Here is a 14692-nt window from a genome sequence, read left to right as displayed (position 1 = left end):
CCGCCCCGGACGCCGCCGGGTAAAGGAGAGCGCCACCCTCCGTATCTCCCCCGTACTCCATCGGTAGTAGGACCAAGTCCGTACCCAGGTACGACGACGGCGGCTCCCCGCGCGAGGCATTGTTGAGGGTATGAACGGTGTGGGAACGGACAGGCGAGGCGTGGCGTGACTTCGCTCATGGTGTCGGTGCTGCTGTGCCTGATCTCCGCCGCCGCCTACGCGGCCGCGGCCATCGCACAGGAGCGCGTCGCCGCCACGGGTGACGGTGTCACCTACGCCCCGCTGCGCCGCCCGGGCTGGTGGGGCGCCGTCGCCCTCACCGGCGTGGGCGCGGGCCTGCACGTGGTGGCCCTGGCGTTCGGGCCGCTGAGCCTGGTGCAGCCGCTGGGCGCGCTGACGTTGGTGTTCGCCCTGCCGATGGCCGCCCTGCTCGTCCACCGGCCGGTCGGGGCCGCAGGGTGGCGCGGCGCCGTCCTGGCGACCGTCGGCCTCGCGGGCCTGCTCTCCCTGACCGGCACCCCGCACTCCGAGACCCTCGCCGGCGCCGAGCGGCCGGTGCTCGCGGCAGTGGTCCTGGCGGCCGTGGCCGTGCTCGCGCTCGCCGCGCACCGGATGCGGCGGCCCGTCGTCCGGGGAGTGACACTGGCCTCCGCGGCGGGTGCCGCCTTCGGCATGGCGTCCGTCTTCACCAAGGCCGCGGCCGAGGACTGGACCGACCGCGCGACAAGCTCCCTGCTGCCCACCCTCGGCATCATCGCGGTCCTCGCCACGACGGGCCTGCTGCTGTCCCAGGCCGCCTACCGCGGCGCGGGGCTCGCGGCCCCGCTCGCCACCGTCACCGTCGTCAATCCCGTCGTCGCCGCGGCGGTCGGCATCACCGTACTCGGCGAGGGCTTCCGCTACGGTCTCGCCGGCGGCGTGCTGGCCCTCGTGGCGGGCGCGATCGCCGCGGCCGGGGTGGTCATGCTGACCCTGCGCGACGCGTCGGGGCCCCGGGCCCCGGAGCGCGTCGTGGCGGCGCGGGTACGCGTGCCGGGCACCGCGTCGGCGACCCCCGCGCCCCGCCTCCCCGCCGCGCGCCCGCCGGCCGCCCGTTGCCTCGTGCGCTCCGCGCCGGCGGATGACTGACTCCACTGTGGCGGGGCGCCTGTCCCGCACCACCGCTGCGCGGCGGTTGTCCTCAATCGCCGGACGGGCTGCTGTGCGGTGTCCTCGCGCCGGATGGGCTCGCTGTGGGGTGTCCTCAAGCGCCGGACGGGCTGGTTGTGGCTGGGCGTGGCAGCCGAGCCCAGCCAAATCAAGCCCGTCCGGCGATTGAGGACGCGCCCGCAGGGCGCTCGCCGCCGCAGGCGGCAACGACGGCCCGTAGTCGAAGGAGGCGCCGGCCAGGCGAGAGGCGGCCAAGACGCCGGCCAGGCGAGCCGCGCTGTGGTGTATCACCCCGCCGCCACGCCACCATAAGGCTCCGACACCTACCGAGGAGCATCCGTGGACTTCGATGTCATCGTGGAGATCCCGCAAGGCAGCCGGAACAAGTACGAGATGGATCACGAGTGGGGCCGCATCCGGCTGGACCGGCTGCTGTTCACCTCCACCCGCTATCCCGCGGACTACGGGTACATCGAAGGAACCCTGGGCGCCGACGGAGACCCGCTGGACGCGCTCGTCCTCGCCGGTGAGCCCACCTTCCCCGGCGTCGTCGTCCGCTGCCGCGCCATCGGCATGTTCCGGATGCGCGACGAACAGGGCGAGGACGACAAGGTCCTGTGCGTCCCCGCCCGCGACCCCCGGCACGAGCACCTGCGCGATCTGCGCCATCTGCCGGAGTTCGACCGGCTGGAGATCCAGCACTTCTTCGAGGTCTACAAGGAACTCGAACCCGGCAAGTCCGTGGACGGCGCCTGCTGGGCCGACCGCACCGCCGCCGAGGCCGAGATCGCCGCCTCCCGGCTCAGGGCCGAACGCTCCTGACGTCACCGGGCCGTTCGGGGGACCCGTAGCGGGCGTGGATGGGGTAGAAGAGGACCATGGCCACCACCGAGCGGGTCACCGAGCCCGTCCCCGTCCGCCCGGTCCGCCCGGCCCGCCGCGATCCGCGTCTGGCGGCCGTCGCGCTCGGTTACGCGGTGCTGCAACTGTGCTACGCCGTCGCGCACATGGAGCTGGGCTGGGACGAGAGCGTCTATCTCTCCCAGGTCGACCCCCACAATCCGGCCGCCTATTTCAGTGCCCCGCGCTCACGCGGCATCAGCTTCCTCGTCGCCCCCGTCATCGTCGTCACCTCCTCCACCCTCGCCCTGCGCTTGGTGCTGGTGCTGCTGTCGTCGGCCGCGTTGTACGCGGCGTTCAAGGTGTGGGAGCCGCTGCTGGGACGGGTGCGGCCGGCGCTCGCGGCGCTGTTCTTCGCCGGGTTGTGGATCACCGTGCTCAGCGGCCCGGAGGTCATGCCGAACCTCTGGGTGGCGCTCGCCGCCGTGGCCGCCGTGGGCTGGTTTCTGCGCGCCCACCACGACGTCACCGACCGGGGCACCGCCCTGGCGGGCGTCGTCGTCACCCTCGCCGCCGCCACCCTCTTCCGCGCCCACGACGGGGTCTGGCTCGCCCTGCCCCTGCTGGCCGGCTGCGCGGCCGTACGGGCCTGGCGGCGACCCGGTACCGTGGCGGCCGTCGTCGGCGGGCTCGCGCTCGGCGGCACGCAGTGGGCCGTCGAGGCGTACGTGCGCTTCGGCGGGATCACGCACCGGCTGGCCCAGTCCAGCGACACCGAAGGGGGCATGGGCGCGCACCTCGGCGCCGGATTCCGGGCCGCCTACCGTAGTCTCGACGGCCCCCAGTTGTGCCGGCCCTGCCGGATAGCGGGACCACCGCTCACCCACTCACTGTGGTGGCTGCTGCTCCCCGCCGTCGCCGCCCTCGCCTGCGCCCTCGCCCTGACGGCCCGCCGACGGGCCACGGAGCGGGCGGCCCTCACCCTGCTGCCCGTCGGCTGCGCGCTCGGCGTCGCCGCGCCGTACCTGCTGCTCCTCGACTACTCCGCCCCGCGCTTCCTGCTCCCCGCCTACGCCCTGCTCGCCCTGCCCGCCGCCGGTCTCGCGGCCCTGGCCGTCCGCTCCGCCCGCTCCGCCGGGCGGCGGTACGCCGTGACCGCCGTGCTGTGCGCGGTGTTCGTCGCCCATCTGTCGGTGCAGCTGGAGGAGTTGCGGGTGAACACGGCCGACGCCCGTGACACCACCGTCCGCTACCGTCGCGCGGCCGACGCCCTGCGCCGTCTCGGCATCGAGCCGCCCTGTCTCGTGACCGGGCCGCGCGCGCAGCCCATCGCCTACGCGGCGGGGTGCGCGTCCGCCCAGACCGCGGGCAACAACCGCTCGGCCACCCCGGCCGACATCCTCCGTACCGCCGGGCGCGAGCCGACGGCCGTCCTCTTCGATCCCCGCGACGGCTATCTGCCGCCCTACGCCCGTGGCTGGATGCGCCGTCCGCTGCCGGGCACCGACTGGGTCGCCTATATCCCGTGGGCGCCGCCGGGGCCGCCCGGTCAGGCCTCCCGCAGCAGCGCGGCGAGGTCGCTGTCCACGTCGAGGTGACCCGCCTCGGTGCCCGGGGGCACCAGTTCGTACGAACGTCCCAGGAACCGGCGGAGTTCGACGGTGTCGAGCTGGACCATGGCCACCCCCTCCCGGGCGTGGAACTCCAGCACCGTCAGGTCCGCCCCGCACGGCCACACCTGTACGTCGCCGCGGCCCGTCGACGTGTGGAGGCCGGTCGCCAGCAGCTCGCGGGCGAAGGTCCACTCCACCTCCGCCCCGTCGAGCGAGGCGGTGGCGGGGAAGGCGATATGCACGGCGAAGGGATCGGAGCGCACGTAACGCAGCCGCGCGGGAACGGCGCGGGCCGGCGGGGCCGAGACGATGAGCCGGGCCTGAACGGCCTGGTCGATGAGAGTGGACAACGCCTGCTCCCTTGCGCTTGATTCCGGGTGGTGCGGGTCCTGGTCCTTGCCTCTTCCGCTGGAGAGACGGCTTATCGATCGTCCCCGTGCACATGAATCGAGCGTGAGCTGCGTCACTTCCCTTGGATGCGGGGAGACATTTGCGATCTACGCTTGCGAACTCTCAGTAACCCCGCCAAGGGCGGGCGGACCCGCCGAGAACCCCGCAGTCCCTCGGGCGTCACGCCCCGGTGCGGGGGTGGCGCGGGGGTGGGGTGTCAGGGGCGTACGGGCAGCGCGGCCAGGACCTCCCAGCCGCCGCCCGGGGCCGGGCCCGCCGCGAGGGTGCCGCCGATCGCGTCGGCCCGCTCGGTGAGGCCGACGAGACCGAGACCGCCGCTGTCCCCGGGCGTGCGGTGCGGCTGCTGCCGGAAGGCGCCGCCGTCGTCGTGCACGGACACGAAAAGCCGGTGGCCGGCCCGCCGGAGCGTGACACGGACGGCCGAGGCGCCGGGGCTGTGCCGGGCCACATTGGCCAGCGCCTCGCCGACGATGCGGTGCACGGACGCCGCCAGCTCGGGGGCGAGGCCCGCGTCGAAGCGGGGGTCGACGCGCAAGGTGACCCGGGGGGCGTCCGGGTACGTCCGGTGGTAGCGGTCGACCAGCTCCGTGAGCCCGCCCACCCCCGGCAGCGGCTCCCGGTGCGGCTGGTCCCGGCGCAGCACGCGCAACAGCCGCCGGGCCGACGTCATCGCCTCGTCACCGGCCTCCTCGATGTCGCGCAGGGACGCGGCGACGCGCTCGTCCCGCGCCAGCGCGCCGGTGGCGCGCGCCAGCAGGGTCATCGCGGTCACGTGATGGGCGACGAAGTCGTGCAACTCGCCCGCCAGCTCCCGCCGTTCGGCGTCGCGCGCGGCGGCCACCGCCCGGGCGCGTTCGTGATCCCGGTAGCGCAGGGACAGGCCCAGCGCGGTGACCCCCGCCACCACGAGGGCGTGCGGCACGACGGTGGTGCCGAGCGCGTCCGCGTTCCGCACGGGCGCGGCGAGCACCCCGGCGGCCAGCGCGACGCCCAGCGGCACGGCGGCCCGTACCGCGACGCGCCAGGCGACGAGGGCCAGCAGCGTCAGCAGTGCCGCGCTCTCGGTGAATCCCCAGACCGGCACGTGCGCCCCGACGGCCAGCAGCCAGCCGGTCACCGACCAGGACACCCCGGCGGCCACCAGCGCCCGCCGGGGGAGCCGCGCCCACGGCACCAGGCACAGGGTGATCAGCAGCCCCGCGCACCACACGACCAGGTGCGCGTGGTGCCCGCCCGGATGATCGGCGACCGCCCGGGCCGTCAGCCGTCCCTCGATCAACCACAGGCCGCACAGGACGGCCGGCAGCCAGCGGAGCCGCCGACGCGCGACGTCGCGGACCCGGCCCGGGGGGAACGGCAGGGGAGTCGGGGTCATGCGTCTCACGCTAGGGACGCCCGTCGGTTCCCGGATCCCCCGGACAGCCACATCCGTCTCGGCCAAAAGGATGAAACTTGGACGACTTCCCTCGGTCGCGGCCCCTTGCTCGCGGCCCCATGGACGGGCCGCCCCCGGTGGGCTAGCTTCCCGCCCTATGAGGCGGATGGGGAAGTCGTTACGAGGATTACTCGCCGGGATCTGCGGGGTGATGCTCGCCGTCGGGGGTACCGCACCCGCCCGGGGTGCCGCACCCGAGGCGCGGGGCGGCGGCCCGCGGCAGCCGGCCTGGGAGACGAAGACCAGCGGATCCGACGCGCGGTTCCGCGGGCTCGCGGCCGTGAGCCGCCGCACCGCATGGGTGGCGGGCACCAAGGGGACCGTGCTGCGCACCCGCGACGGGGGGCGCCGCTGGCGCGATGTCTCACCGCCCGGCGCGGGCGCACTGGAGTTCCGCGACATCGAGGCGTTCGACGGGCGCCGCGCGGTCGTCCTGGCGATCGGCGAGGGCGAGGCCTCGCGCGTCTTCCGCACGGACGACGGCGGCACCACCTGGACGGAGAGCTTCCGCAACACCGACCCGAAGGCCTTCTACGACTGCCTCACGTTCTTCGACACCCGCCACGGCATCGCCCTCGGCGACCCCGTGGACGGAAGGTTCCGGATCCTTGCGACCGACGACGGCGGCCGCCGCTGGCGGGTGCTGCCCACGGCCGGCATGCCCCCGGCGCTCCCCGGTGAGGCGGCGTTCGCCGCGAGCGGCCAGTGCGTGGTCGGGGCGGACGCGCGCGCCGGCACCCACGCGTGGTTCGCCACCGGCGGCGGCGCGACGTCCCGCGTCTTCCACTCGGCCGACCGCGGCCGCACCTGGACGGCCACCGGCACACCCCTGCCGGCCGGTGACCCGGCGCGCGGCGTCTTCGGGCTCGCCTTCCGCGACCGCGCGCACGGGCTGGCCGTCGGCGGCGACTACCGCGCCGGCCGGCCGTCGGAACGGGCCGCGGCCGTCAGCGGTGACGGCGGCGCGAGCTGGACCCCGTCGGTCCGGCCGCCGGCCGCGTACCGCTCCGGGGTGGCCTGGCTGCCGCACAGCCGGTCCGCCGCCCTCGCCGTCGGACCGACCGGCAGCGAGTTCAGCACGGACGCGGGCCGCACCTGGCGCGCCTTCGACCCCGGCTCCTACGACACGGTCGACTGCGCGCCCGACCGCGGCTGCTGGGCGGCGGGGGAGAAGGGGCGGATCGCCCGCCTCGCCAGGCCGGGCCGGTGACGGCGGCCTGACCGGTGGGGCCCCGGCCGGCGGAGCCCCACCGGCGGGGCTCAGGACGGCAGTTGCTGCCGGTAGTGCTCCAGCGGCGGGGCGGTCTTGGTGGCGATGAACTCCGTGATGGCGTACTCGCACACCCCCGCCACGGTGAACGGGTCGCTCTCCACGATCTCCTCCATCTTCGACCGGTCGTCACCGACCGCGATGATGACCCCGCCGTCGCGCGGCTTCTTGCGGCCCGAGGCGATGAACACACCGGACGCGTAATGCGCGTCCAGCCAGGCGATGTGCTCGGCGAGGGCGGCCTCGACGCGCTCGACGGGGGCGATGTAGGTCAGCTCCAGTACAAACATGATCAACAGGCTACGCGCCCCGGGCGCCGGGGGCCCGCCCCGGGAGCCCGGCGCGCCCACCCCTCGATTAACGTGAGCCGCACTATGACCACTGCGCACTCTGACCACGGCGGCCGCGAGAACCGGCCGGACGACTGGCCGACGACGGAGGCGGAAGCGCTCGCCGTCCAGGACGAGTTGCGCGGCCGGGTCGTGACGGACGAGCCGGGTCCGACGCCCGGGCAGCCGCTGGTGGCCGTGGGCGTGGACGTGGCGTACGACGACGAGCGGGACCTCGTCGCGGCGGCCGCCGTCGCCCTCGACGCGCAGACGTTCGACGTCGTCGAGGAGGCCACGGCGGTCGGCCGCGTGGCCTTCCCCTACATCCCGGGCCTGCTGGCCTTCCGCGAGATCCCCACCGTCCTCGCGGCCCTCGGCGCGCTCACCGTCACCCCCGGCCTGGTGGTCTGCGACGGCTACGGGCTCGCCCACCCCCGCCGCTTCGGCCTCGCCTCCCACCTCGGCGTCCTCACCGGCCTCCCCACGATCGGCGTCGCCAAGAACCCCTTCACCTTCACCTACACCCCACCGGGCCCGCGCCGCGGCGCGACCTCCCCGCTCCTGGACGGCGACGAGGAGGTGGGCCGCGCCCTGCGCACCCAGGACGACGTCAAGCCCGTCTTCGTCTCCGTCGGCCACCGCGTGAGCCTCGACCACGCCTGCGCGCATACGCTGCGCCTGGCCGGCCGGTTCCGCCTCCCCGAAACCACCCGCGCGGCGGACTCCCTCTGCCGGCGGGCCCTGTCGCTCGCCGCCGCGGGCGGCGATGACGGCCCACGAGTCGAAGATCCGCCGGTCAGGCCCTAGGCCGTGTCCGGAAAGCCCCGCCTGGCCCGGGACGCCTGGCACGCACGATCGCCGCGTTGTCGGGACCGCCCGAGTACGCCCGGTACGAGGGCGGCCCTCCGCCTTGCGCTCGCACGCACCAGACGCCCCGGGCCACGCCCTGCGGGCGTACGGCGCTACTTTCCGGACATGGCCTAGCGTGTGACCGACAGCGGCGCCACGTGCCGCGACGCGTAAGACGGCCCCCGACCGGAGGACCCCATGCCGGCATCCCCCGCCCCCCTCACCGCGCGAGCGAAGGTCCGTGACTTCGCGCTCGGACTGCCCGGAGCCGTCGAGGAGTTCCCGTGGGAGGACGACGCCGTCATCAAGGTCAACAAGAAGATCTTCGTGTTCCTGGGGGCCGAGGGGAACACCGAGAGCCCCGGCATCGGCGTCAAGCTCAAGGACGAGGAGACCCACGGGCACGCCCTCGCCGTGCCCGGAGCCGCACCCAGCGGGTACGGGCTCGGGCGGTCGGGCTGGGTGTCCGTGCCGCTGACCGGCGGGACGCCGGTCGACCTGCTCTGCGACTGGGTCGAGGAGAGCTACCGGACCATCGCCCCCAAGAAGCTGATCGCCCAGCTCGACGCGGGCTGAGCCCGCGCCCCCCGCCTGGGGGCAATCACCCGGGACCGTCGACCCGGTCGCAGGCGAAGCCCGCCACTCGCCGGTGAGGCGCGTCCCGAGTGCGCGGGCCGTAAATCGCGGAGCCGCTCATGCCAAGGGCGTGCAGGAAGTTGGAGAGGGGGAAGCCGCGCTGGCGACCGAGGGGGTCCGGAACACCTCCGGGGGCTTGTGGAAAGTGGAACACGTTCTTAACATCGCGACTGTTACAGCAGTTGTGTCATAAGAGGTCGTCACCGGGACTGGGGTCTGGATGGCAGCGTCAGGGAACGGCCCTCTCACCGGGGTGCGCGTCGTGGAGCTCGCGGGGATCGGACCGGGGCCGTTCGCGGCCATGCTCCTCGCCGACCTCGGTGCCGACGTCGTCCGCGTCGACCGCCCCGGCGGCCCGGGGCTCGCCATCGACCCCGACTACGACATCGCCAACCGCAACAAACGCTCCGTCGTCGTCGACCTCAAGGCGCCGCACGGCCCGGCGACCGTGCTCGACCTCGCCGAGCGGGCCGACGTACTGCTGGAGGGCTACCGCCCCGGCGTCGCCGAACGGCTGGGCGTCGGCCCCGACGCCTGCCTGGCCCGCAACCCCCGGCTCGTCTACGGGCGGATGACCGGCTGGGGCCAGGACGGCCCGCTCGCGCACACCGCCGGGCACGACATCGGCTACATCGCCGTCACCGGCGCCCTCGGCATGACCGGCCCGGTCGGCGGCCCGCCGTACCCGCCCGCCAACCTCCTGGGCGACTACGCGGGCGGCTCCCTCTACCTCGTCATCGGCGTCCTCGCCGCCCTCCAGCACGCCCGGACCACCGGCACCGGACAGGTCGTCGACGCCGCCATCGTCGACGGCACCGCCCACCTCACCGCCATGATCCACGGCATGCTGGCGGCCGGCGGCTGGCAGGACCGGCGCGGCGCCAACCTCCTCGACGGCGGCGCGCCCTTCTACGGCACGTACGAGACGGCCGACGGCCGCCACATGGCGGTCGGCGCGCTGGAGCCCCGCTTCTACGCCACCTTCATCCGGCTGCTCGGCATCGAGGAGACCGCCCCCGCCCGCGACGACCCCGCCCGCTGGGGGGAGCTGCGCACCGCCGTCGCCGACCGCTTCAAGCAGCGCACCCGCGCCGAGTGGACGGCCGTCTTCGAGGGCTCGGACGCCTGTGTCGCACCGGTACTGTCACTGCGCGAGGCCCCCGAACACCCGCATCTCGCCGCGCGCGGCACCTTCACCGAACACGCGGGCCTCACCCAGCCCGCCCCCGCCCCGCGCTTCTCCGCCACCCCCGGCTCCGTCCGCAGGCCGCCCGCGCGGCCCGGCGCCGACACCGCCGAGGTCGCCCGCGACTGGGACGTCCGCGGCCTCGAGACGCCCCAGGAGGGCCCGTGACGATGCAGCGCCGGATCTACACCGCCGACCACGAGGCGTTCCGCGACACCGTGCGGCGCTTCCTCGCCAAGGAGGTGGCGCCGCACCACGAGCGGTGGGAGAAGGACGGCGTCGTCTCCCGCGACGCCTGGCTCGCGGCCGGCCGGCAGGGGCTGCTCGGCCTCGCGGTGCCCGAGGAGTACGGCGGCGGGGGAGAGACCGACTTCCGCTACAGCGCCGTGCTCACCGAGGAGTTCACCCGCGCGGGCGCCTCGGGGCTGGCGATCGGGCTGCACAACGACATCATCGGGCCCTATCTGACCTCGCTCGCCACGGACGGGCAGAAGCGCCGCTGGCTGCCCGGTTTCTGCACGGGCGAGACCATCACCGCCATCGCCATGACCGAGCCCGGCGCCGGCTCCGATCTGCAGGGCATCCGTACCGCGGCCGAGGACCGGGGCGACCACTGGGTGCTGAACGGCTCCAAGACCTTCATCTCCAACGGGATCCTCGCGGACCTCGTCATCGTCGTCGCGAAGACCACCCCCGAGGGCGGGGCGAAGGGCCTCAGCCTGCTGGTCGTCGAGCGCGGCGCGGAGGGCTTCGAGCGCGGCCGCAACCTCGACAAGATCGGCCAGAAGGCCCAGGACACCGCCGAGCTGTTCTTCAGCGACGTCCGCGTCCCCAAGGAGAACCTCCTCGGCGAACTCCACGGCGCGTTCGGACACTTGATGACCAACCTGGCCCAGGAGCGGATGAACATCGCCGTCGCCGGGATCGCGGCGGCCGAACACCTGCTGGAGATCACCACGGCGTACGTCAAGGAGCGTGAGGCGTTCGGCCGCCCGCTGGCCAAGCTCCAGCACATCCGTTTCGAGATCGCCGAGATGGCCACCGAGTGCGCCGTCACCCGCACGTTCCTGGACCGCTGCATCGAGGACCACGCCCGGGGCGAACTCGACGCCGTGCACGCCTCGATGGCCAAATGGTGGGCGACCGAGCTGCAGAAGCGGGTCGCCGACCGCTGTCTGCAACTGCACGGGGGGTACGGCTACATGACCGAGTACCGGGTCGCCAAGGCCTTCACCGACGGCCGGATCCAGACGATCTACGGCGGCACCACCGAGATCATGAAGGAGATCATCGGCCGGTCCCTGCTCTCCTGACCCGCCCCCGCACCCGCCCCGATCCCCTTTTCGAAAGGCTGCCGACCTTGAGCACCGAAGCGTTTGTGTACGACGCGATCCGCACCCCGCGCGGCCGCGGCAAGGCCAATGGGTCGCTGCACGGCACCAAGCCGATCGACCTCGTCGTCGGCCTGATCCACGAGATGCGCCGCCGCTTCCCGGACCTCGACCCGGCCGCCGTCGACGACATCGTCCTCGGCGTGGTCAGCCCCGTCGGCGACCAGGGCTCCGACATCGCCAAGGTCGCGGCCATCGCCGCCGGGCTCCCCGACACCGTCGCGGGCCTGCAGGAGAACCGCTTCTGTGCCTCGGGCCTGGAAGCCGTCAACCTCGCCGCCGCCAAGGTCCGCTCCGGCTGGGAGGACCTCGTCCTAGCGGGTGGCGTCGAGTCGATGTCCCGCGTCCCCATGGCCTCCGACGGGGGCGCCTGGTTCGCCGACCCCATGACCAACTTCGACGTCGGCTTCGTCCCCCAGGGCATCGGCGCCGACCTCATCGCCACCCTCGAAGGGTTCACCCGCCGCGACGTCGACACCTTCGCCGCCCGCTCCCAGGAGCTGGCCGCCGAGGCGTGGAAGGCCGGCCGCTTCGACCGCTCCGTCGTGCCCGTACGGGACCGCAACGGCCTCGTCGTCCTCGACCGGGACGAACACCCGCGCCCCGGCACCACCGCCGACTCCCTCGCCGCGCTGAAGCCCTCCTTCGCGGGCATCGGCGAGGCGGGCGGCTTCGACGCGGTGGCGCTCCAGAAGTACCACTGGGTGGAGAGGATCGACCACGTCCACCACGCGGGCAACTCCTCCGGCATCGTGGACGGCGCGGCCCTCGTCGCCATCGGCAACCGCGAGGTCGGCGAGCGCTACGGCATGGCGCCCCGCGCCCGTATCGTCTCCGCGGCCGTCTCCGGCGCCGACCCCACCATCATGCTCACCGGCCCCGCCCCCGCCACCCGGAAGGCCCTTGCCAAGGCGGGTCTGACCATCGACGACATCGATCTGATCGAGATCAACGAGGCGTTCGCCGCCGTGGTGCTCCGCTTCGCCCGGGACATGGGCATCGGCCTGGAGAAGATCAACGTCAACGGTGGTGCCATCGCCCTCGGCCACCCCCTCGGCGCGACCGGGGCGATGCTGCTCGGCACGGTCGTCGACGAGCTGGAGCGACAGGACAAGCGCTACGGCCTGATCACCCTCTGCGTCGGCGGCGGCATGGGCAGCGCGACCGTCGTCGAGCGCCTCTAGCCTGGCCGGCGGATCACTCGACCGCGGGCCGGCTCTGCCGCCTGCGGCGTGCCGCGAAGACCACCCGGACAAGCTCAGCGCCAGCGCACCGCCACCGGAACACCCTGGAGACTTCGACATGAGCGAGAGCACCACCATCCGCTGGGAGCAGAGCGGCGACGGCGTCGTCACCCTCGTCCTGGACGACCCGAACCAGTCGGCCAACACCATGAACGACGCGTTCCGGGCGTCCCTCCACGCGGTCGCCGACCGTCTCGAGGCCGAACGCGCCTCGGTGACCGGCGTCATCGTCACCTCCGCGAAGAAGACGTTCTTCGCCGGCGGCGACCTCAAGGACATGATCAGGATCGGCCCCGCACAGGCCCAGCAGGCCTTCGACGCGGGCATGGCCATCAAGCGCGACCTGCGCCGCATCGAGACCCTCGGGGTGCCCGTCGTCGCCGCGATCAACGGCGCCGCCCTCGGCGGCGGCTACGAGATCGCCCTCGCCTGCCACCACCGCGTCGCGCTCGACGCCCCCGGCACCCGGATCGGCCTGCCCGAGGTCACCTTGGGGCTGCTCCCGGCGGGCGGCGGCGTGACCCGCACCGTCCGGCTGCTCGGCATCACCGACGCGCTGCTGAAGGTCCTCCTGCAGGGCAAGCAGTACGACGCGCGCCGCGCCCTGGAGGCGGGTCTGATCCACGAGACCGCGGCCACCGGCGACGAACTGCTCGCCAAGGCCCGCGCCTTCGTCGCCGCCCACCCCGAGTCCCGGCAGCCCTGGGACGCCAAGGGCTACAAGATCCCCGGCGGCACCCCCGCCAACCCCCGCTTCGCCGCCGACCTGCCCGCCTTCCCGGCGAGCTTGAAGAAGCAGCTCGCGGGCGCCCCCTACCCCGCCCCCCGCAACATCCTGGCCGCCGCCGTCGAGGGCTCCCAGGTCGACTTCGAGACCGCCCAGGTCATCGAGGCCCGCTACTTCACGGAGCTGGTCACCGGGCAGATCTCCAAGAACATGATCCAGGCCTTCTTCTTCGACCTCCAGGCCGTCAACGCGGGCCGCAGCCGCCCTCAGGGCACGGCCCCCCGCAAGGTCCGCAAGGTCGCCGTCCTCGGTGCCGGGATGATGGGCGCGGGCATCGCGTACTCCTGCGCCCGGGCCGGCCTCGACGTGGTCCTCAAGGACGTCTCGCCCGAGGCGGCCGCCAAGGGCAAGGCCTACTCCGAGGGACTGCTCGCCAAGGCACTCTCCCGGGGCCGCACCACCGAGGCCAAGCGCGACGAACTGCTCGCCCGGATCACCCCGACCGCCGACCCGCGCGATCTCGCCGGCTGTGACGCCGTCATCGAGGCGGTCTTCGAGGACCCGGCCCTCAAGCACAAGGTCTTCCAGGAGATCCAGCACATCGTCGAGCCCGACGCCCTGCTGTGCTCCAACACCTCCACCCTGCCCATCACCGCACTGGCCGAAGGGGTCGAGCGCCCGGCGGACTTCGTGGGCCTGCACTTCTTCTCACCCGTCGACAAAATGCCGCTGGTGGAGATCATCAAGGGCGCGCGGACCGGCGACGAGGCCCTGGCCCGCGCCTTCGATCTCGTCCGGCAGATCCGCAAGACGCCCATCGTGGTCAACGACTCGCGCGGCTTCTTCACCTCGCGGGTCATCGGCCGGTTCATCAACGAGGGCGTGGCCATGGTCGGGGAGGGCGTCGACCCCGCCTCCGTCGAGCAGGCCGCCGCCCAGGCCGGCTACCCCGCCAAGGTGCTCTCCCTCATGGACGAGCTGACCCTCACCCTGCCGCGCCGGATCCGCGACGAGACGCGGCGCGCGGTCGAAGCCGCCGGCGGTGTGTGGGTGCCGCACCCCGCCGACACCGTCATCGACCGGATGGTCGACGAGTTCGGCCGCACCGGCCGGTCCGGCGGCGCGGGCTTCTACGACTACGCCGACGGCAAGCGGACCGGTCTGTGGCCGGGCCTGCGCGAGCACTTCGGCCGGGGCACGGAGGGGGGCGCCGCGGCCTCGCCCGTGCCGTTCGAGGACATGAAGGACCGGATGCTCTTCTCCGAGGCACTGGACACCGTCCGCTGTCTGGAGGAGAACGTCCTCACCTCCGTCGCCGACGCCAACATCGGCTCCCTGCTGGGCATCGGCTTCCCCGGCTGGACGGGCGGGGTGCTCCAGTTCATCAACGGCTACGCGGGCGGACTGCCCGGCTTCGTAGCCCGCGCCCGGGAACTCCAGGCCGCTTATGGCGACCGCTTCGAGCCGCCGGCACTGCTTTTGGAGAAGGCGGAGGTGGGTGGGACGTTCCGCTGAGGCGCGGGCCTATACGCCTGCGGCGGGCTGGTTACTTCGGGCCCCGGCCCGCTGCGGGTCGTCTTGCCGCCTGCGGCGGCGGGCGCCCTGCGGGCGC

Annotated in this window: 13 protein-coding genes; 10 read left to right on the top strand and 3 right to left on the bottom strand. The window is 73.8% G+C overall.

Translation table 11 applies throughout. The features are described from left to right. Window positions 1–165 precede the first annotated feature (165 nt). The 3 genes from ACZ6MA_RS09435 (at window position 166) to ACZ6MA_RS09425 (ending at window position 3587) form a co-directional block, all read left to right on the top strand. Window positions 166–1128 (top strand): DMT family transporter, encoded by a 963-nt coding sequence (locus tag ACZ6MA_RS09435; protein ID WP_469432394.1) that lies wholly within the window; start codon window positions 166–168, stop codon window positions 1126–1128. A gap of 360 nt (window positions 1129–1488) precedes the next feature. After that, a complete protein-coding gene (locus ACZ6MA_RS09430) occupies window positions 1489–1971 on the top strand; it encodes an inorganic diphosphatase (protein ID WP_469432393.1) in 483 nt (160 codons plus the stop codon). Between the two features lie 56 nt (window positions 1972–2027). Beyond that, on the top strand, window positions 2028–3587 hold the full coding sequence (locus ACZ6MA_RS09425) for a hypothetical protein (RefSeq protein WP_469432392.1): 1560 nt from the start codon (window positions 2028–2030) through the stop codon (window positions 3585–3587). On the opposite strand, the gene ssgD is transcribed toward ACZ6MA_RS09425, so the two are convergent. Next, a complete protein-coding gene (gene ssgD / locus ACZ6MA_RS09420; RefSeq protein WP_469432391.1) occupies window positions 3539–3952 on the bottom strand; it encodes a spore wall synthesis regulator SsgD in 414 nt (137 codons plus the stop codon). The two genes, ACZ6MA_RS09425 and ssgD, sit on opposite strands and share 49 nt — an antisense overlap. Window positions 3953–4209: 257 nt before the next feature. Beyond that, the gene (locus ACZ6MA_RS09415) at window positions 4210–5388 is read right to left on the bottom strand and encodes a sensor histidine kinase (protein ID WP_469432390.1); all 1179 of its coding nucleotides are present in this window, start codon (window positions 5386–5388) and stop codon (window positions 4210–4212) included. Window positions 5389–5554: 166 nt separating this feature from the next. Between ACZ6MA_RS09415 and ACZ6MA_RS09410 the strand changes: the two genes are divergently transcribed. Then, window positions 5555–6658 carry a WD40/YVTN/BNR-like repeat-containing protein gene (locus ACZ6MA_RS09410; protein ID WP_469433121.1) on the top strand — a complete coding sequence of 368 codons (1104 nt, stop codon included), beginning with the start codon at window positions 5555–5557 and terminating at the stop codon, window positions 6656–6658. Window positions 6659–6708: 50 nt separating this feature from the next. On the opposite strand, the gene ACZ6MA_RS09405 is transcribed toward ACZ6MA_RS09410, so the two are convergent. Then, window positions 6709–7008: a YciI family protein gene (locus ACZ6MA_RS09405; RefSeq protein WP_469432388.1), complete on the bottom strand. Its 300-nt coding sequence runs from the start codon at window positions 7006–7008 to the stop codon at window positions 6709–6711. An 84-nt stretch (window positions 7009–7092) separates the two neighbouring features. Between ACZ6MA_RS09405 and ACZ6MA_RS09400 the strand changes: the two genes are divergently transcribed. From ACZ6MA_RS09400 to ACZ6MA_RS09375, 6 genes are all read left to right on the top strand, one after another. Beyond that, on the top strand, window positions 7093–7854 hold the full coding sequence (locus ACZ6MA_RS09400; protein ID WP_469432387.1) for an endonuclease V: 762 nt from the start codon (window positions 7093–7095) through the stop codon (window positions 7852–7854). 240 nt (window positions 7855–8094) lie between these two features. Beyond that, window positions 8095–8472 carry an MmcQ/YjbR family DNA-binding protein gene (locus ACZ6MA_RS09395; RefSeq protein ID WP_469432386.1) on the top strand — a complete coding sequence of 126 codons (378 nt, stop codon included), beginning with the start codon at window positions 8095–8097 and terminating at the stop codon, window positions 8470–8472. Window positions 8473–8752: 280 nt separating this feature from the next. Continuing rightward, complete coding sequence (locus tag ACZ6MA_RS09390; protein WP_469432384.1) at window positions 8753–9886, top strand: CaiB/BaiF CoA transferase family protein; 1134 nt, start codon at window positions 8753–8755, stop codon at window positions 9884–9886. Window positions 9887–9888: 2 nt separating this feature from the next. Continuing rightward, entirely contained in the window at window positions 9889–11031 is a 1143-nt protein-coding gene (locus ACZ6MA_RS09385; RefSeq protein WP_469433120.1) for an acyl-CoA dehydrogenase family protein, read from the top strand. A 47-nt stretch (window positions 11032–11078) separates the two neighbouring features. Further along, window positions 11079–12293: an acetyl-CoA C-acetyltransferase gene (locus ACZ6MA_RS09380; protein ID WP_469432382.1), complete on the top strand. Its 1215-nt coding sequence runs from the start codon at window positions 11079–11081 to the stop codon at window positions 12291–12293. A 118-nt stretch (window positions 12294–12411) separates the two neighbouring features. Further along, entirely contained in the window at window positions 12412–14595 is a 2184-nt protein-coding gene (locus ACZ6MA_RS09375; RefSeq protein WP_469432381.1) for a 3-hydroxyacyl-CoA dehydrogenase NAD-binding domain-containing protein, read from the top strand. Window positions 14596–14692: the final 97 nt, after the last annotated feature.

The sequence above is a fragment of the Streptomyces sp. NPDC042259 genome (assembly GCF_055582085.1).
This window is presented reverse-complemented; position numbering and strand designations above follow the sequence as displayed.